Consider the following 18,167-nt stretch of genomic DNA (forward strand, 5'->3'; position numbering starts at 1 on the left):
GATGCCGTTCGTGTCGCCCGCACCTCGATCCACAGCAGAGTCGACCATCGAATTCGTCGTCGATGGCCATTCTCTTCATGCCGAGCCTGGCATGACGATTGCCGCGGCGATCGAGGCTAGTGGGCAGCACGGTTTCTCGCGCGGATTGAAGGGCGACGCGCGTGGGCTTTTTTGCGGCATGGGTGCTTGTCATGATTGTCTCGTGACAGTCGACGGCAAAGTCAGCCAGCGCGCCTGCATGACCTCCGTCGAGGCTGGTATGCATGTTCACAGACCATCTTCGCGGCCGGCTATTGCGTCCGGGGAAATTGCAGATCTCTGTGCCGTCCCCGCATTTATCGCAACCATCGAGATGGATTTGCTGGTCATCGGCGCAGGACCAGCCGGCCTTGCCGCTGCAGAAGCAGCTGCAAGCGCCGGTGCGAAGGTCACGATCGTTGATGAACGCAAGATCGCAGGCGGCCAATACTATAAGCAGCCTGCGACGTCGTCGGCCGTAGCGCGGCTGGAACACGACGCGCAAGCTCGCGAAGGACTGGATCTGATCCGAACTGCCGGAGAGGCCGGAGTGACCTTGATTGGCGAAACGGTCGTCTGGGGCGCTGAAAACGGCGAAGGTGGCGCCATCATTGCCTGCTACAACCCGTCAGGCACATTCTACTGCAAGCCTCGAATGATCGTGATTGCAACCGGTGCCTACGAGCGGCCATACCCTGTGCCGGGCTGGACACGCGCGGGCGTCATGACTACGGGGGCCGCGCAGACCCTCCTTAGAAGCTACGGCACAGTCCCCCGCGGCAGGATACTCATCGCCGGCAACGGCCCCCTTAATATCCAAGTGGCTAACGAGATCCACAGGGCGGGCGGCACGGTGGTCGCGCTTGTCGAAGCGGCGGCGTCGCCATGGTCGAAGCCTCTGGAAGCCTTGGGTTTACTGAGGCTTGGTGGCGGCCTCGCCGTTTACGGCGCCCGGCAGCTCGCGGCTTTGCGGGCGGCCGATATCCCGCTCCATTGGGAAAGCAAGATCACTTCAATCCATGGATCTGCCGGCGTCGAGTCCGCCACCATATCCGGCCCGAAGGGTGACAGGAAGCTGGATGCCGATACTGTCCTTATCGGTGGCGGCTTTGCTTCCTCGAACGAGCTCTCGCGCCTGCTCGGCTGCGGCCACGAGGTCGTTGGCGGCGAGCTGGTGGTTACGAGCAGTGATGATGGCGAGACCACGCTGTCCCATATTCATGTCGTTGGCGAAGCCGCGCGTTTCGGCGGCGCTCATATCGCCAGAGCGCAAGGCCGGCTGGCCGGGCTTGTGGTCGCGCGCAAACTGGGCCTTGGCGGTGCACCTGATCATGAATCCGAACGAAGGCTTGCCCGCCATCGCGCCTTCCAGGCCAGTCTCTGGATGGCTTTCAAGCCGGCAACCGTTGATCGAGGCGAGGTGCTTGCCGACGAGATGATCATATGTCGCTGTGAAGGCGTAACGGCCGGCACCCTAAAGGCGATTATTGCAAAAGGTGCTACGGATATCGCTACATTGAAGCGACTTTCGCGTGCTGGCATGGGGCGCTGCCAGAGCCGCTACTGCGGTCATACGCTGGCTGAGGTCGCAGGTGAGAGGCGCAGCAATGGAGAGACGCACGGGTTTCTGGCGCCGCAAATGCCGTTGCGGCCCATTCCCCTGGTCGCGCTTGCGGCCGAAAAGCCCGAATGGGGAGGACACAAGCGCGCAATGCTGCCCGAGAGGCAACCATTGCAATCGGCCGAGCCTTTGCCGTTCCGTGAAACATCGACATTGGTGATCGGGGCAGGGATCGCCGGCCTGTCGACGGCGCTTTTTCTGGCAAGCGAAGGTGAGGACGTTGTGGTTGTCGAACGCGCCTTTGCCAATTCGCTTGCCTCCGGCGGCAATGCCGGCAGCCTGCATGCACAGCTTTTATCCTTCGATCATGGCGTGCGCGCGGAAGGCGGCGGTGGGCCGGCTGCGCAAACACTGCCTCTGCAGCGGGATTCCATCGCACTTTGGGCTGCCTTGCAGCAGGAGCTTGGTCGCGATTTCGAGATGAAGGTAACCGGCGGTCTGATGGTGGCCGAGACCGATGCGCATATGCGTTTTCTCGCCGAAAAGGTCGCTGTCGAGCAGCGCGCCGGCATTGATTGCCGGCTGATCGGTCGCGAGGAATTGCGCACCCTGGAGCCGGGATTATCGCCGGCCTTCCTCGGCGCCGCCTATTGCCCGCAGGAGGGCAAGATCAATCCGCTCGTTGCGACCCAGCATATCCTCGAGGCCGCGCGCGCAAAAGGAGCCCGCATCATAGAGAAATGCGAGGTTGTCGCCATCGCGGCTGGCACGTCCGGCTACGAGGTACACACATCGCGCGGCATTATCAGGGCGAAACGCATCGTCAATGCGGCCGGCGCCTTTTCCTCGCGTATCGGCGCCATGCTGGGGCTCGACATCCCCGTGTTCGGCGCGCCGCTGCAGATGGTCGTGACCGAGGCGGCTGCCCCGCTGATAACCTGCCTCGTCGCTCATGCCGATCGCCATCTGACATTGAAGCAGGCAGCCAACGGCAACTTCATCATCGGCGGCGGCTGGACCGCCGGCCTTGATCCCGTGCATCAACATCCCCGACCGTTGCTGTCGAGTCTCGAGGGCAATCTTTGGGTGGCCCAGCATGTGGTTCCGGCGCTGCGCAAGCTGCATATCATCCGCAGCTGGGCCGCCATGAATATCAATATCGATGGCGCGCCAATCCTCGGCGAGCATCCCCAGCAACCCGGCTTCTTCAGCGCGGTGACCTCCAACGGCTACACGCTCGGTCCGCTTGTCGGTCAACTCACCGCACAGCTCATCCTGGGCCGGGAGACCGGACGGGCGCTGCAACCTTTTTCCATCACTCGTTTCGCGAAAGGCCGCTTATGATCGAGATCAATGGCGTCTCCAAATTCTACGGCACCTATCCGGTCCTGAAGAACTGTACCGTTCAGGTGGCGCGGGGCGAGATCGTAGTGGTCTGTGGACCATCTGGCTCAGGCAAGTCGACCTTGATCAAGTGCGTCAATGGTCTCGAACCCTTCCAGGAAGGTTCAATCCGTGTCCATGGGATAGAGGTGGGCGATCCGAAAACGGATCTGCCGAACTTGCGCACACGCGTCGGTATGGTCTTCCAGAATTTCGAGCTCTTTGCTCATCTCACCATCCTCGATAACATCATGCTGGCGCAGAAGATCGTGCTTGGGCGCAGCCCCGTCATGGCGGAAGCCAAGGCCATGCAACTGCTCGATCGAGTCGGTTTGACCGACCATGCAAAAAAATTTCCGAGCCAGCTTTCCGGTGGCCAGCAGCAGCGCGTGGCCATCGCGCGCGCTCTCGCCATGGATCCTCTTGCCATGCTGTTTGACGAGCCGACATCGGCGCTCGATCCGGAAATGGTGTCGGAAGTGCTTGATGTCATGACCGGCCTCGCGAGAGACGGAATGACCATGATGGTGGTAACGCATGAGATGGGCTTTGCCCGCCGCGTAGCCACACGCGTCATCTTCATCGACCAAGGAGAGATCGTGGAAGATCGGCCCAGCGAGGAGTTCTTCACCGGCAGTCACAATCCGAGGACAGAAGCCTTTCTTGGCAAGATTCTTCGGCATTGATGAAAGCTCGACGGCTGCGGGAAACGCACAAGTGCCCGCGCAACTGGATAAATCGAAATTTCAGACAACGACAAAAAAGAGAGAGTGGAATGAAACTGAGAATTACCGCCGGTCCCTTCGAATTCGATGCTGTGCTGGAAACGGCGAAAGCGCCAAAGACCTGCGAGGCGTTTCTGAAGGCGATGCCTTTCGAGGGCAAGATCGTTCATGTGCGCTGGTCGGGCGAGGGCGTATGGATTCCGCTCGGCGAACGCGATTTTGGCGTCCCTTACGAAAATCATACCAGCCATCCAGCTCCCGGCCATATTATCCTTTATCCAGGTGGCATCAGTGAAACGGAAATCCTACTTGCCTATGGCGGCGTCGATTTCTCGTCAAAGATGGGACAGCTCGCCGGAAACCACTTTATTACGCTGGCCTCCAATCTGGACCAGCTACCTGCGCTGGGGCAGTTGGTTCTCTGGGAAGGAGCGCAGGACATCAGGTTCGAAGCGGCCTATGCGTAACTTGAAGCAGGCGGCTATCGTTGTGACCAAATTGGCTTCGAGGCACTGATCTGCGATCATATATCGGGGCTGCAATTCGTGCAGATCTGCGTCGGCAGGCGGCCAACATCCTGCCCACGCGGATTTCCTACATGGTTGGAGCAAGGCCTTCGGCCGACCCACCTCCTGATGTCATTTGACAAGTTCTTCATGACCCTCCTCAATCAACTGACGAATTAAGCTGAAGGCGCGTTCGACCTTAATCTGTCGGATGCAGATGCCCACTTCAGGCGTCCTTGTGCGGCTCAACCCTGACGACAAGCAAGGTAAACAGTAATCCACCGCAGACGATGACGAGCGACCAGCCGAAGGCGTCGCCATTGCTTGCGTAGAAGGTATCCCCGGTACCAAGCGGTACCGCATCGACAAGATTGCCTTGGCCCTTTGCGGAAGAAGTCTCTGCTATGATCCGGCCTCTGCTGTCGCTTAACGTCAGTAAGCCCTGGCTGGCTGTGCGAGCGACCGCGAAGCCGTTTTCCACGCCCCGTACGATCGCCATCTTGCCATGCAGTTTTGCGTCTGCAATGAAGTCCCAGGCCGGTACAAGCAGCAGGCGAATGTGCCGGCTGCGGTAGGTTCGCAGGAACTGGGGAAAATCCATGTCCTTGCAAATCGCAATCCCGACGCGATCGACGCTCACCAAATCCTTGCCAGCAACATATTCACCTTCCAATCCTGGAATAAGGTAATGTTTGTCATACGTCAGGGCTGACAGATCGGGTCTCGTCAACTCTGCTGTATTGGAGCGTCGTCCATTGCCAAGTGGCCGGTCTATTCCGGCGACGATCCTCGTGTTCAACTTCACGGAAAGCTGGGCGAATTCAGGCGTCGGCAGGAACATCTTTTCCGGCATGACGATGTAGGCCGGCCTTTGGCTCGCAACCTGTTCGATGTTCTGACGGAAATCAGCGACAATTGCGTCGTTGCGATCCGGTTCATCGGTTGCGGCGCCAGCAAATTCGTCGTTACTTAGAAGCGCAACGCGAACAGCTTCACCGTCCGGCTGTGCCAATCGCCAATATCCGAATAGAAGAGCAGCGAGAACCGGCAGAATCCATGCCGAAGCGGCAAGATAATCGGTCGGTCGCCGGATCAACGTTGCAATACCGGCGGGTATGATGGCTGCGAGAAAGCTGAGACCGCTTAGGCCTGCTAGCGATGCGATCTGCAGCAAAGGAAGAACATCCACCAGCGCATAGCCAAGTGCGCCGAAGCTGCCATTCGGCGAAACGTATGAGTATAAGAGTTCAATTGCTCCTGTCGCGACCGCATAAGCGAAGACGGCAAGGGTTGGGCTTCGCGGATAGAAGATCCACATCAGGAGGACAGAAAGGGCAAAAAACAAGGCCAGCAGCGCTACGATCCCATAAACCATGGGAATGATACCGCCATAGAAGTAAAGCGGACCGGCCTCGGCCATCAGCCCAACCAGATAGGCTAGCACGAATGTATTCAGCGCCCGCCGCTCGCCTAAAACGTGGAGGAAAAGCGGAATCGGGCCGACTAAAACCAGAAAGCCCAAATGGCCTGTATCGCGGCTCACCGCAAGAACCGCGCCGGAAACAAGCGCGGCAATCACTCCTCCCATTTTCATCGGCTAGTCCTTGTTAATAATTCCGGCTAAGGCTCGAAGGCACATGTCGGTAAAATCTTCACGAGAAAGATTGAAACGGCCGGAACGATGCAATCCGATCAACCCTTGCAGCATCGCCCAGGAAAATATTGCGATTTCAAGCGTATCGCCTTCGCGCACCAAGCCGCGCCGCTGACCGTCTGCAAGGCGAACAGCAAACGCTCCGATCACAGGCGAGCGCTCCCCCTTGAAGTCCTGAGGATAAATACGTTCGGCGCGTGTCTTGAGCACGAAAGCCGCATCAAAGAGTGCCGGTGAATCGAGAGCGAGCTCTATGAATGCGCGGGTGACAGCATCAATCCAGCCACGGAGATCCACATCTTGAATATGCTCGACGCGTGCTTGCCATTGCGAGAGAGCATGGTCGCCAAGCGCATGCAGCAAGTCCGCCTTATCCCGGAAGTGCCGGTAGACCGCCATGGGCGTCATTCCCGCCCGTTTCCCGACAGCACGCAAACTGAGCTTGTCCAGGCCGGCAGCCTGCAATTCATCGAGTGCGCAATTTAGTATGACGATGCGAGTGCTCATGTATACGGTGTATACTTGCGCCAGCTCATCGTCAAGAATGGGGTTCGGTGGCTCGGTAGATTGTCAATTGGCCCGAACATTGGCCCCATTTGGGGAGTGATCCCTTCGGACTGGACCACGAGACTTCATGCGAACTTCGTAGCCGTTTTTCGATGGAGAGTATTTAGGAGGCTTATCGGGATGAGCCATATTCGGGGTTAGATCCCAGATTTGATGTCGGCCACCACCGCCTGCCAGCCACGAGCGACAGCTCCGGCGCATGCATCTTCGATGCGATCAAGCATGGCATGTAGCGCCTCGCGCTCCCGAACCGATAAGCTTTCGAGAATGCGTGCTTCCATTGCCTGCCCAATGGACACGATCTCCTCGAGTACCTTGTAGCCCTCAGGTGTGAGTTCGATCGCTGAAAACCGCCGGTCACCGGCACCAGCATTGCGCCGGGCAAAGCCTAGCGAGACCAATTGCGCAATACCGCGGCTTACGGCGAATTGATCGAGCGCTCCGGCATGACAGATTTCCTTGCTCGAAAGCCCTGGGCGGCTGCCGGCGATGGCGAGAATTCGCCATGACGCCTGGGACAGGCCGTATCGTGGCCCGTAGTAGGACGCCAGCAACTCAGCAGTGCTGCTTGCCACCAGAAACATGCGATAGGGCACCCAGCGATCGAGCCGAAAGGCTGGCTTCACCGCCGTCCCATCCTCGCGTTCCTCTGCCCTATTATCAGTTTGATCGTTTTTTAATTGCATATTGCAGATATATTCCAGCGAAGTTGCGAAAACAAGCGACGGGTGGTAGTGGTAGCAATCAAACGAGCAACAGCCTGTCTTCGGCAATTTCGCCGCCGCTTACCGCTCCGAACAGGGCAATCAGGTCCGGCACATCGTAGCCAGTCCGTTCATCGCCTGCGACATCGAGCACGATGCGGCCACCGCTCATCATGATCGTGCGCTCGCCATAATCGAGAGCATGGCGCATGCTGTGCGTGACCATCAGCGTGGTGAGATGCTGACGTTCGCTGATCTCCGCCGAGAGCGCCAGGATGCGCGACGCCGCCTTGGGATCGAGCGCTGCCGTATGTTCGTCGAGAAGAAGTAGCTTCATCGGCAGCAATGTCGCCATCAACAAGCTTACCGCCTGTCGTTGGCCGCCGGAAAGTGTGCCGATTCGTGCCCTGAGCTTCGTTTCAAGTCCGAGACCAAGAGCGGCGAGCTGCTCTTCGAACCGAGTGCGTCCACTCCGTCTGCCGAGCGCAAGGGACAGCCCGCGCCGCCCGGCGCGGGCGGAAGCGAGCGCAAGATTTTCCTCGACGGTCAGAGCCTCGCAGGTTCCGATCCGAGGATCCTGAAATACGCGGCCGATGAATGTTGCCCGGCCCTGGGTAGACAACCGCGTGACATCGACACCATCCACGACGATTCGGCCACGATCGGGCGCGATTGCGCCGGCAATGGCCGAAAGCATGGTCGACTTCCCGGCGCCGTTGCTGCCGATGACGGTCACGAACTGCCCTTCTGGGATCGCCAGGGATATGCCGCGCAGCGCAGCGACTTCGAGGGCGGTCCCAGGATTGAACGTGACCGAGATCGTATCGAGATTCAACATCATCGAGCCGCTCCTTCCGCTTTCGGCCGCTCCGACAGGCGGGTGCGCCTGATGGTGGGCAGTTTTTTCAGCCGCGCTTTCGATGCCATGACGGCGGCGGCAACCACGACGGCGGTTACCAGATTGAGATCCTGTGCCTGGATGCCGATCACGCCACCGTCCAGCGCCAGCGCAATGACCAGCCGATAGATCAAGGCGCCGAGGATGCAGCCGAGCGTGGCTCGCGCGACCGACCCCGCGCCGACGATTGTTTCGCCGATAATGACGGCGGCAAGACCGGTGACGATCGTGCCGATACCCATCGAGACATCGGCAACGCCCTGGCTCTCGGCATAAAGCGCCCCGGCAAGTCCGACGAGGCCGTTGGCGAGGGCCATGCCGAGCATGACCATGCGGCTATTATCGACGGCCTGTGCCTCGGCCATCCTCGGGTTGGCGCCGGTTGCGCGCAAGGCCAATCCCATTTGCGTGGCAAGGAACCAGTCCACGAACACCTTTGCGGCCAATACGATGCAGAGAAGCAATACCGTATTCGCCCAGACTCCGAGCGCCGCGATCCCGTCGATCCAGGAAAATATGGTGTCGGTCCCATAAAGCGAAATATTCGGCTTACCCATGACGCGCAGATTGATCGAGAATAATGCGACCATGGTCAGGATCCCTGCGAGCAGGTTCATGATCTTCAGCCGGAGCGACAGGAATGCCGTGAGGAAGCCCGCGGAGGCGCCCGCGACAAATCCGAGGAGCGTTGCGACAATGGGCGGTACGCCCGCCATGATCGTCGACGCCGCGACCGACGCGCCGAGCGGGAAACTGCCGTCGACAGTTAGATCCGGAAAATCGAGCACCCGGAACGAGAGATAGACGCCAAGGGCAACGAGGGCAAACAGCAGGCCTGCTTCGCAGGCTCCGGAAAGGGCAATCATGCTCATTGGTCGATCACCTTCGCTGCGCTCTGTGTCATCGCCTCGGAGAGAGTGACGCCCATCTTCTTGGCCGAGGCGAGATTGAGGTAGAGATCCTCGCTGTCCAGCGTTCCGACAGGAATGTCGCCCGGCTTCGCGCCGTTCAGAACCTTGGCGGCAATCTCGCCCGTCAGCCGTCCCAGCTTGTAATAATTGAATCCGAGTGCAGCCATCGCACCCCGTTCGACCGAATTGGTGTCGCTGGCATAGACCGGGATCTTCGCGTCGACGCCGACCTTGACGACGCTTTCAACAGCGGAAACCACCGTGCTGTCGGTCGGCAGGAGGATCACATCGGCCTTGCCGACAAGGCTGCGGGCGGCGTCCGGCACCGCAGCCGACTGTGCCGCCGTCGCCTCGACGATACTCATGCCGATCTTCGCCGCCTCGATCTTCATCTCAGCCACTTGTGCGACGGAATTGGCCTCGCCGGCATTGTAGAGGACGCCGATCTTCGTTGCCGTCGGCGTCAGTTTATGGATCAGTTCGAAGGTCAGGTTCAGAGGTTGTCTGTCGCTGGTTCCGGTCAGCGTGCCGTCCGGTTGAGTGAAGCTCTTGACCAGTTTGGCGGCAACGGGATCCGTCACGGCCGAGAACACGATTGGGATCGCTCCTTTGGCTGCGGCCTGGCAGGCCTGGGCGGACGGTGTGGAGATGGCGACGATCACGTCGGGCGATTTGCCGGCAAATGTCTTCGCGATCTGCGTCTGTGTCGGCATGCTCCCTTGAGCGCTTGCAATGTCGAGCGTGATGGTCTTGCCGTCGATGAAGCCGGCATCGGCCAGTGCATCGACGATCCCTTTGCGGGCCGCGTCGATAGCCGGATGCTCGACAATATAGGTCAGCGCTACCGTCTTGTTCGCCGCGGTGGTGACCGTGGCGGAGAAAGACAGGAGTAGGGCCGAGAGGGCCAGTGCGTGTACGAAAGCGGTTCTGCGTTTCACTGGAGCAATCTCCTCGTAGGGGTTTGGCAATGAGGGATCAGGCGGCAAATGGTGACTGCGGGCGCGGAGACATGGGTTCACGAGCGGAAACGTGCTCGGGCCGCAACAGCAGTGGAGGAAGGCGAAGCATGGAAGGTCGAAGATCGGCAATGGTGGGCGCGCCCATCATTGCCTGAGCGACATCGAGTTCGGCGGCGATGATGGCAAGGGCTCTGAACACGGCGTTCTCGCCGCCACTCGCCAGGGCATAGAGTGTCGCTCGTCCGACCTGCACGGCCGTTGCTCCAAGCGCCAGCGCCTTGGCAACGTCGGTGCCGCTGCGAAATCCACTGTCGACCAGGATCGCCAGCTTGCCCCCGACAGCACTGACAAATTCCGGCAGGATGTCGATACTCGCGACGGCTCCATCGAGTTGCCGTCCGCCGTGATTGCTGACCACGATACCGTCTAGCCCAAGCTCGGCTGCCCGGCTGCCCTGCCTCGGATTGAGCAATCCCTTGAGGATCAGTGGCCCCTTCCAGCGATCCCGTATGAAGGCGATATCGTCCCAGGACACGGTTGGGTCGAGCTGTTGTTCCATCACCTCGGCAATCGTTCCCGCAGATTTGAGATCGAACTCGGCTTCCATGACTTCCAGACGCGGAGCGCCGGCCTTGGCCATCCGCAAGGCCCATCCGGGATGAGCCGCAAGGCTCAGGAGCTTCCGGGGTGTCCAGCGGAACGGCAGCGAAAAGCCATTGCGGGCATCGCGCAACCGTCTGCCGGGAATAGCGTTGTCGACCGTTATCTCGATTGCTTCGAAGCCCAGTGCTTCGGCCTGTTTCAGCAGCCTGAGGCTCACCTCGCGGTCTCGGAACAGGTAGAGCTGAAACCACTTTCTGCCTTCGCCGGCAGCTGCCACGGCCTCCATGGTCGCGCTGGCTGCCGAGCTCATGACAAAGGGGATCCCCGCTCGTCCGGCGGCCCTGGCCAACGCCTGGTCGCCCGCGGGCCATGCCGCGCCTGCCAGCCCGGTAGGTCCGATGATGACCGGCATTGTGAGCGGCTCGCCGAAGAGCGAGATCGCAGCCGAGCGATGTCCGACGTCGACCGGCGCGGAGCCGACGAGACGGATCCGGTCCAGTGCCACACGGTTTTCGAGCAGCGTCAGCTCCGAGCCGGCGCCGCCATCGAAGAAGTCAAAGACCATTTTCGGCAATGCTCGCCGCGCGGCGATTCTGTAGTCGGCGATCGATGCCGGGCCATGCTGCTTGGACATAAATTCTCACTACCTCCCTGGTTTACGGATCTCGCTCAATTGAAAGGCGGCGCCTCGGCGAGATTGAAAATCTTGCCCGGATTCATGATGTTGTGGGGATCGATGGCGCGTTTGATCGCGGCCATGACCCGGATGGCCGGACCATGCTCCGCGACAAGCGCTGCTATTTTGCCGTGGCCTATCCCATGCTCGCCGGTCGACGTCCCTTGCAGGGCGATGGCGCGGGCCGCGAGACGTTTGGTCAGCGCCTCGACGCGCTGACGCTCGTCGGCGTCTGCGGGATCGAAAAGGACGCAAAGATGGAAATTGCCGTCGCCAACATGGCCGCAGATCGGGGCGAGGAGACCAAGATCTCGCACGTCATCCTTGGCGGCAAGTATGGCCTCGACAAGCCGCGACACCGGCACGCAGCTATCCGTGGGAAGGGCACTTGCGCCCGGGCGCAACGCAAGATTGGCCCACCAGATATCGTGGCGCGCCTGCCAGAGCCTGCCTCTGGCCTCCGCCGATACGGCCGTATCAAACCGGCTGGCGCCGGCTGCACGTGCCTCCTCCTCGATGAACGGCAAGGCGGCGTCGACCGCCCCGCGGCTGCCATGCAGTTCGATAAAAAGCGTCGGCTCGACCGGCAAAGAGAGTTTTGAATAGCTATTGACGGCCTCGACCTGCAGTTCATCGAGCAGTTCGATCCGTGCCAAGGTGTCGGTGAGCCTCGTCGCGACAAGCACGAACCCGACCGCTTGTTCCAGCGTGGAGAAACTCGCCGAAATCGCGACGACGTGGTCTGGAATTGGATGCAGCTTGACGGTCACGTCGGTCACGATGCCGAGCGTGCCTTCCGATCCCACCCAGAGACGTGTCAGATCGTATCCGGCAGCCGACTTGCGAGCGTGGCTTGCTGTGCGAATCCGATCACCATTGGGCAGAACGACACCGAGTGAAATGACGTTGTCCTTCATCGTGCCATAACGCATGGCGTTCGTGCCGGAGGCGCGCGTCGAGGCCATCCCGCCAAGTGAGGCGTCCGCGCCGGGATCGACGGGAAAGAACAGCCCGGTGTCGCGCAGTTCGGCGTTGAGGCGCTTGCGGGTAACTCCTGCCTCGACCGTCGCCGTCATGTCGTCCGGTTGAATCGTCAAAATCCGATCCAGCCGTGAGAGATCGATACATATTCCACCCTTAAGGGCGGCAACATGTCCCTCGCAGGAGGTGCCGGTTCCAAACGGGATCACCGGTACGTCAAAGGCGTGGCAGGTCGCGACGATGCGCGATACCTCATCCGCCGTATCAGGGAAAATGACTGCGTCCGGCGGATAGGAGGGATGCCAGCTTACGTCATGGCCATGCTGATCACGCACGGCCGCCGCCGTCGTCAGCCGATCGCCAAAATGCAGCTTCAATTTCACGATTGCGGCGTCGACGAGATCGCCATGGCGTCCGTAGCGGTTGACCGCGGTCGTCATCGCTCGACCTCCTCTTGGCCATCGGACCATCGAAAGGCGGCTGGAGGCTTGCTTCCCCAAGAGCGGAGATTTTCCTCACTGCGGTTGCGCAGATGGCGGCTCGCCATCGGAAACGTGCCGAGCACGACCAGCTCGCGAGCATGGCGGGCGAGAATATCGAGCGCATCAGCCACCTCGGGCGTGGCTGGATCGCCCTCGAACTCGCAGAGGAAGCGGGACGGCACGAATTGCCCGCCGACCAGATAGCTTTCGATCTTGGTCATGTTGATGCCGTTTTCGGCAAATCCGGCAATGGCGTGGTAAAGGCAGCCCGGCCGGTTCTGGGTGCGGAAGACGATGGTCGTCAGAAGCTGTGTCTTTTGCTCGACCGCTTGAGGCTCGGCAGACAGCACGTAAAATCGCGTCGTGTTATGCGGATCGTCTTCGACATTGCGTTTGAGGATATCCAATCCGTAGAGGTCGGCTGCAAGATCGGAGGCAATTGCAGCCTCGCTCGGATCCTCGCAAGAGGCCACCAGCTCGGCGGCGTGCGATGTCGTCGGAGCGGCGATGGCCTCGAGATCGAGTGCGGCGATAAGCCGGCTGACCTGGCCAAGTGCCACGGGATGCGAACGCACGCGTCTGATGCTCGCAAGCGATGCGCCTGCCGGCGCCATGAGGCAATGTTCGACGCGTTGAAAATGCTCTCCGACGATATGCAGACCACTATCGGGCACGATCCTGTGCACATCCGGCACGCGTCCAACCAGGCTGTTTTCGCATGGCAGGAGGATCCGGTCGACTTCACCGCGGACGGTGCTGGCGATCGTGGTCTCCAAGCTCGGCATGGCGATGCGATCCGCGGATGGGAACGCCATCCTGCAGGCAACATCTGCAAATGCGCCGGGCCGACCATTATAGCCGACTTTATGGACTGTGGTCTCCGAGCCGAGTTTCCTGGCGCCCGGAACCAATGAACCTGCATCGAAAGGGGCTTCGGGGGGAGGGGCCGTGGATCCACGGTTTGCTGTGGTCGATGTCATAGGCGATCTCCGAAGGAAATTTGTGCACGCCAGGTCTCGCCGCGGGCAGATTTGTCCCGTCGCGCGTCAAGCGCCTGTCATCGGTCATCCATGATTAATTTGCGGGCGGCAGCCTTGTCGTTTCCATTACCGTCATCGGCCAAAGCAGGGCGATGCCGTTGCCGTCAGAAACGACGTCAAGATGACGTTCCGCTGCAGCAAGGCAGTCGGCGTCGGTGAAGATCTCGGTTGCCGAGAACAGCAATAGCAGAAAATGTCCGAGATCTGCCTTGGTGTCGAAACGCCAGCGGGTGGTGACATCGGTAAATTGAGGTTTGTCCCATCCGGTCAGAGCGCACAGGCTCGTTGCAAATTCCCGCGAGAGGAAGGAGACCTCGTGGCCGGTACAGCAGCTCAGTGCGATGAAATCGTCGAAATAGGCGGCAAGCCGCGTTCCGGCGAAGATGTCGGCAATCACCAGCTTGCCGCCGGGCCGCATATGGGTTGCGATCGCCTTCCAGGCGGCAGTCTTGTCGGAAATATGGTGCACGGCGCCGCGCGACCAGGCCATGTCAAAATCACGGATCGGCAGGTCGAGCATGTGCGCTGCCTGACCGAAGACCCTGATCCGGCCGCCACTTTCGACTTCGAGATCCTCAAGTTGTTCAGTGGACGGGTCGGTCGCGACCAATAAGCCGGCAGGGCCAATATCTTCGGCGATCGCCCGGCTGAAATGACCGTTGCCGGCGCCGATTTCCAAGACGCGTCGGCCGTCGACCGGCTGCAGGAAACGGCGCATGGCGGCAATGTCATCAAGCCAGGCATCGGGAAAGAGGTGGAGTGCATCGCGGTAGGTCGCCGAGCGGCGGCCGGAGAAGACGACGTCAGATTCGATCGGTGTCGAGGACATATACATGAACATATGCCTTCCAAAATTGTTGCGGTTCGGACATCTCCCTAGATTCTAGTTTTACGGGCAATCGCGATGCGATTTACCTCTTATGATTAAAACTACAACATAGATTTGATAGGAAATCAATTGCTATTTGCAAGTAATTTAGACATGCATAAGCTTTGTGCAATCGATCTTATTTAAGGCAGTTTTAGCGGAGCCAATAGCCATTCAATGGATGTTCTTCGTGAGTATTCGCGTTTTTTCGACTATAGGATCGGTCGCCAAACAGCTCCCAAGCTATGACCGCGACACACTGGCCTGCACGAATTGCCGGGATTATTAAGTCTTGCCGGAAGTACTTGAATCGCCGGAATCGCGGGCGAACACGGACAGGATGCTGATTGCAGAATCCTCGGTTGATTGTTCCGCCTCAGGCATTGAGAACGAGGATATTGCCAAGAAGGATCGTCGCGCCGCCGAAGGCAAGACGGGTATCGATGTGCAGGCCTTCGAAGATGACCGAGATCGTTATGGCGACAATCGGAACAACGGTTAGCGCATAGGCCGCTCGTGCAGGGCCGACCTTCTCGATGAGCGTAAAATACATGAGAAACGTAACGCAGGAAGCGACAATTGCCAGGTAGGCGAGCTGCGCCAGATAGCCAACGGTGACAGGTATCGAGAGAGACGTGCCGACTACCACAGCCCAGGCGACCCCGAAGCCGCATCCACACAATGCGCCCCAACCCATGAGCACCGGGATCGGCAGGCCGCGCCGCTGGTTGCGCGCAGCAATCGCGGTCCCCGCACCTGTCGCCATCGCCGCAACGCCTGCCCAGATGAAGCCCGTCACAGTTTGCGGGTTGAGATGCAGTGCGAAGATCTGTGGGGCGGCGACGATGGCAAGACCCAGAAGACCACAAACTATGCCAATCGTCGCGCGGCGGCTTATCCGCAGATTCAGCAGCAAACGGCTGGCGATGGCAGCAAACAGCGAGGAACTCGATAGCACCAGGGCTGCAATCCCGCTCGGGATACCCTTGGTCGCCTTATAAAAGGCGATGAACGCAAGTCCGAAAAACAATATGCCTTGCATCATCACCCAAAGACGATCGCTGCGGGCGATCGTAATCGGTTTGCCAGTGGCGATCGAAAATCCGAGCATGCTCAATCCAACAAGAAACATGCGGATCGCGACCGACAGCTCGGGAGCGGAAGCGCTTGCCTGGAGAGATGTCACGATCGCGCCCGAACCCCAGAAAAGCACGGTCGCGAGAAAGAGGGCTGCGGTCATCCTCACATCCTTTGCTGCCAGTTAAAAGCCGACTATACCGCCCGCATTGCTGTGCTTCTGGATCGGATTCATAATTCACTATTTAATTGCAAAGTGCAAATAATTTAAAAAAATTTTACCGCTTGCCCGTATGATTGTTGCGATTTCAAGGCACATTTATGAGGCTAAATTTTACAACGATATTCTAATGAGCGCAGGCTGTCTTCGGCTCTACCGTCCCAAAATCAACTGAAACGACCTCGGCATCGTTGTGCAAATCCGTCGTCGATAAAGATGCGGCCTCCTTCCACATTTCGAGGGTGCGATCCTAAATTTGCCCCGCCGTAAATTCGGCGGAGGTCTTTGGCTCCAGGCAATTGCAGATGCTGGGCTGTCAGAGGCCTGACCGCTGAGGTATCCATCGCCTTGCGTTGCCGTTTCCTAATGAAAACACATTCGGCTCGATGAACGTCGAAAGAACCGCGTGACGACGGAGAACATGGAACCTCCTCGACAACCGGAATATTTGCAAGAGAACCTCCCATTCCTCTCCGGCTGGTAGGCGCTTACGGCGTGACTTCCACTACGACACGCCCCTGGATTTTTCCGGCGAGGATATCCTCTGCCAAGCGCGGGAGTTCAGACATTCGCTCGATCCGAGCTAGCGCACCGATCGTGTCGGTTTTCAGGTGCGTGGCGAGCGTCTGCCATGCACGGATACGCTTTGGCATCGGCGCCATAACGGAATCGATGCCTAGGAGCGCGACGCCACGCAGGATGTGCGGCAGAACGGTCCCAGGTAGGTCCGCACCCGCCGCAAGGCCACAGGCTGCCACCGCGCCACCGTAAACGGTTTGCGCAAGTACGTTGGCCAGCGTTGTCGAGCCGACGGAATCGATAGCACCAGCCCATCGTTCCTGCTGCAGCGGCCCGGCTTTCTCCGAAAGTGATGTCCGGTCGATGAAGCCGGTCGCGCCTAGCGATGCTAGATAATCATGAGTTTCGCGGCGGCCCGTTGATGCCGACACCCTGTACCCTTTGTTGGCTAGAAGGCTGATGGCAACCGAGCCGACGCCACCTGCGGCTCCGGTCACGAGAATTTCGCGGTCGTCCTTGCCGATGGTACCCCAATCTTCTAGCGCATTGACGCACAGGGCCGCGGTATAGCCGGCAGTTCCGATCGCCATCGCGTCAGTCAGGCTGAAGGTGTCGGGCAACGCCATCAACCATTCCGGCTTGAGACGCTGAAATCGGCTATAGCCACCCCACTCGGTCTCGGACAGGCCAAAGCCGTTGACGATGACCTTGTTGCCGGGTGCCCATTTTTCCGACCGTGATTCCACCACGACGCCCGCGAGATCAATGCCGCCCACCATGGGAGTGCGTCGAGCTATGCGCCCCTTGCCGGTCAGGGCCAGGCCGTCCTTGTAGTTGACGTTCGAATAATGCACTTCGACCAAAACATCGTGATCCGGGAGGTCGGATTGCCCAAGTCGGCGGAAGGCTGCCTGCGGCTTGCCATCGACCATGTCGATGACCATTGCTTGAAATGTATCGGACATGAGTCCCCCTTTTTTATGCTTGAATGAGGCCTCCGCACGTTCAGGTCTGGGGCGAAGCCTTCATTTTGTCGCGTGCGTCCATCGCGGTGGCGTAGCTGTTGCGGACGTATGCAAGCAGGTCTGTCAGAGCCTTGGTTGCAGAGTCAGTGTCGCGCTTGGTGACAGCATCCATGATCTGGCGATGGAAGCCTGCAACCTTGCGGCGCTCGCGCACGCGAAACACGATCATGTTGGTGATCGGGATGAAGGACTCGATCACCGTGTACATCATCAGCTTCAACGGGCCATTGCAGGTGGAATCCACCAGTGCCCGGTGAAAGCGCACGTCGGATGCACAGAAGTCCTCGTCGCTGATCGTCTCATCGCGCTGGATTTCGATCTCGGTAGCCATTGCCTCCAGATCGGCCTCGCAGTGATTGTGGCAGGCGAGGCGGCAACAGATCGTCTCCGTCTCAAGGCGGGCCGTGATGATCTCGTCGATATCGAAAGCACCGATGCCGACTAGTAAGGTCGCCGCTGCGGTGATCGCCTTTGAAAGTCCTTCCGGATCCGGCCTCTTGACGAAGTTTCCGCCGAGCGGTCCCCTTCGCGAGTGGATGAGGTTTTGTGCGGCCAGTCGTTTCAGCGCCTCGCGCACGGTGGGTCGTGAGATGCCGAAGCTCCTGGCCAGATCCTCTTCAGTCGGAAGTCGCTCGTCGATCTTCAAACGGCCATCCATGATCGCGGATTTTATGTTTTCCGCAACCTGCTTGGCGATGCCAGCCCTTACAACCTCATCAAATTTCAACGTCATGGAATGTCGTCCTTGCCTCGATTTCATTGATGCCATGCCCGTTTTGAAAACGCTACT

Annotated in this window: 16 protein-coding genes; 3 read left to right on the forward strand and 13 right to left on the reverse strand. The window is 59.4% G+C overall.

Translation table 11 applies throughout. The features are described from left to right. Position 1 precedes the first annotated feature (1 nt). From GA0061103_RS17830 to GA0061103_RS17840, 3 genes are all read left to right on the forward strand, one after another. A complete protein-coding gene (locus GA0061103_RS17830; RefSeq protein WP_092713393.1) occupies positions 2 to 2,923 on the forward strand; it encodes an FAD-dependent oxidoreductase in 2,922 nt (973 codons plus the stop codon). Further along, positions 2,920 to 3,648, forward strand: a complete 729-nt coding sequence (locus GA0061103_RS17835; RefSeq protein WP_092713395.1) for an amino acid ABC transporter ATP-binding protein — start codon at positions 2,920 to 2,922, stop codon at positions 3,646 to 3,648. Before GA0061103_RS17830 ends, GA0061103_RS17835 begins: the two co-directional genes overlap by 4 nt. Before the next feature lie 89 nt (positions 3,649 to 3,737). Further along, positions 3,738 to 4,154 carry a DUF3830 family protein gene (locus GA0061103_RS17840; protein ID WP_092713397.1) on the forward strand — a complete coding sequence of 139 codons (417 nt, stop codon included), beginning with the start codon at positions 3,738 to 3,740 and terminating at the stop codon, positions 4,152 to 4,154. A gap of 265 nt (positions 4,155 to 4,419) precedes the next feature. Here GA0061103_RS17840 and GA0061103_RS17845 read toward each other — a convergent pair whose 3' ends face one another. The 13 genes from GA0061103_RS17845 to GA0061103_RS17905 form a co-directional block, all read right to left on the reverse strand. Then, positions 4,420 to 5,772 carry a nitrilase-related carbon-nitrogen hydrolase gene (locus tag GA0061103_RS17845; RefSeq protein WP_092713399.1) on the reverse strand — a complete coding sequence of 451 codons (1,353 nt, stop codon included), beginning with the start codon at positions 5,770 to 5,772 and terminating at the stop codon, positions 4,420 to 4,422. Between the two features lie 18 nt (positions 5,773 to 5,790). Further along, entirely contained in the window at positions 5,791 to 6,354 is a 564-nt protein-coding gene (locus GA0061103_RS17850) for a TetR/AcrR family transcriptional regulator (protein WP_092713401.1), read from the reverse strand. A 197-nt stretch (positions 6,355 to 6,551) separates the two neighbouring features. Beyond that, on the reverse strand, positions 6,552 to 7,187 hold the full coding sequence (locus tag GA0061103_RS17855) for a MarR family winged helix-turn-helix transcriptional regulator (RefSeq protein ID WP_245304783.1): 636 nt from the start codon (positions 7,185 to 7,187) through the stop codon (positions 6,552 to 6,554). Continuing rightward, a complete protein-coding gene (locus GA0061103_RS17860) occupies positions 7,159 to 7,956 on the reverse strand; it encodes an ABC transporter ATP-binding protein (protein WP_162747638.1) in 798 nt (265 codons plus the stop codon). The genes GA0061103_RS17855 and GA0061103_RS17860 overlap by 29 nt, the downstream gene beginning before the upstream one ends. Then, the gene (locus GA0061103_RS17865; protein ID WP_092713407.1) at positions 7,956 to 8,888 is read right to left on the reverse strand and encodes an ABC transporter permease; all 933 of its coding nucleotides are present in this window, start codon (positions 8,886 to 8,888) and stop codon (positions 7,956 to 7,958) included. The genes GA0061103_RS17860 and GA0061103_RS17865 overlap by 1 nt, the downstream gene beginning before the upstream one ends. Continuing rightward, positions 8,885 to 9,865, reverse strand: coding sequence for an ABC transporter substrate-binding protein (locus GA0061103_RS17870; protein ID WP_092713409.1), 981 nt, complete (start codon positions 9,863 to 9,865; stop codon positions 8,885 to 8,887). The genes GA0061103_RS17865 and GA0061103_RS17870 overlap by 4 nt, the downstream gene beginning before the upstream one ends. A gap of 37 nt (positions 9,866 to 9,902) precedes the next feature. Then, positions 9,903 to 11,123 carry an alpha-hydroxy acid oxidase gene (locus tag GA0061103_RS17875; protein ID WP_092713411.1) on the reverse strand — a complete coding sequence of 407 codons (1,221 nt, stop codon included), beginning with the start codon at positions 11,121 to 11,123 and terminating at the stop codon, positions 9,903 to 9,905. A gap of 35 nt (positions 11,124 to 11,158) precedes the next feature. Next, positions 11,159 to 12,586, reverse strand: coding sequence for an FAD-binding oxidoreductase (locus GA0061103_RS17880; protein ID WP_092713413.1), 1,428 nt, complete (start codon positions 12,584 to 12,586; stop codon positions 11,159 to 11,161). Then, a complete protein-coding gene (locus GA0061103_RS17885; RefSeq protein ID WP_092713415.1) occupies positions 12,583 to 13,608 on the reverse strand; it encodes a prephenate dehydratase domain-containing protein in 1,026 nt (341 codons plus the stop codon). The genes GA0061103_RS17880 and GA0061103_RS17885 overlap by 4 nt, the downstream gene beginning before the upstream one ends. A gap of 94 nt (positions 13,609 to 13,702) precedes the next feature. Beyond that, on the reverse strand, positions 13,703 to 14,503 hold the full coding sequence (locus GA0061103_RS17890) for a class I SAM-dependent methyltransferase (protein WP_245304784.1): 801 nt from the start codon (positions 14,501 to 14,503) through the stop codon (positions 13,703 to 13,705). Positions 14,504 to 14,912: 409 nt separating this feature from the next. Continuing rightward, entirely contained in the window at positions 14,913 to 15,776 is an 864-nt protein-coding gene (locus GA0061103_RS17895) for a DMT family transporter (RefSeq protein ID WP_092713419.1), read from the reverse strand. A gap of 545 nt (positions 15,777 to 16,321) precedes the next feature. Then, a complete protein-coding gene (locus tag GA0061103_RS17900; RefSeq protein ID WP_092713421.1) occupies positions 16,322 to 17,317 on the reverse strand; it encodes an MDR family oxidoreductase in 996 nt (331 codons plus the stop codon). Between the two features lie 40 nt (positions 17,318 to 17,357). Further along, positions 17,358 to 18,110 carry a FadR/GntR family transcriptional regulator gene (locus tag GA0061103_RS17905; RefSeq protein ID WP_092713423.1) on the reverse strand — a complete coding sequence of 251 codons (753 nt, stop codon included), beginning with the start codon at positions 18,108 to 18,110 and terminating at the stop codon, positions 17,358 to 17,360. Positions 18,111 to 18,167: the final 57 nt, after the last annotated feature.

It is taken from the genome of Martinezella multihospitum, assembly GCF_900094585.1.
GTDB lineage: Bacteria > Pseudomonadota > Alphaproteobacteria > Rhizobiales > Rhizobiaceae > Rhizobium > Rhizobium multihospitium.

Bases quoted from the DNA above. Each gene is read 5' to 3' on its own strand.
- GA0061103_RS17830 (WP_092713393.1), top strand. From the start codon at position 2: ATGCCGTTCGTGTCGCCCGCACCTCGATCCACAGCAGAGTCGACCATC.
- GA0061103_RS17835 (WP_092713395.1), top strand. From the start codon at position 2,920: ATGATCGAGATCAATGGCGTCTCCAAATTCTACGGCACCTATCCGGTC.
- GA0061103_RS17840 (WP_092713397.1), top strand. From the start codon at position 3,738: ATGAAACTGAGAATTACCGCCGGTCCCTTCGAATTCGATGCTGTGCTG.
- GA0061103_RS17850 (WP_092713401.1), bottom strand. From the start codon at position 6,354: ATGAGCACTCGCATCGTCATACTAAATTGCGCACTCGATGAATTGCAG.
- GA0061103_RS17860 (WP_162747638.1), bottom strand. From the start codon at position 7,956: ATGTTGAATCTCGATACGATCTCGGTCACGTTCAATCCTGGGACCGCC.
- GA0061103_RS17865 (WP_092713407.1), bottom strand. From the start codon at position 8,888: ATGAGCATGATTGCCCTTTCCGGAGCCTGCGAAGCAGGCCTGCTGTTT.
- GA0061103_RS17875 (WP_092713411.1), bottom strand. From the start codon at position 11,123: ATGTCCAAGCAGCATGGCCCGGCATCGATCGCCGACTACAGAATCGCC.
- GA0061103_RS17880 (WP_092713413.1), bottom strand. From the start codon at position 12,586: ATGACGACCGCGGTCAACCGCTACGGACGCCATGGCGATCTCGTCGAC.
- GA0061103_RS17885 (WP_092713415.1), bottom strand. From the start codon at position 13,608: ATGACATCGACCACAGCAAACCGTGGATCCACGGCCCCTCCCCCCGAA.
- GA0061103_RS17890 (WP_245304784.1), bottom strand. From the start codon at position 14,503: ATGTATATGTCCTCGACACCGATCGAATCTGACGTCGTCTTCTCCGGC.
- GA0061103_RS17895 (WP_092713419.1), bottom strand. From the start codon at position 15,776: ATGACCGCAGCCCTCTTTCTCGCGACCGTGCTTTTCTGGGGTTCGGGC.
- GA0061103_RS17900 (WP_092713421.1), bottom strand. From the start codon at position 17,317: ATGTCCGATACATTTCAAGCAATGGTCATCGACATGGTCGATGGCAAG.
- GA0061103_RS17905 (WP_092713423.1), bottom strand. From the start codon at position 18,110: ATGACGTTGAAATTTGATGAGGTTGTAAGGGCTGGCATCGCCAAGCAG.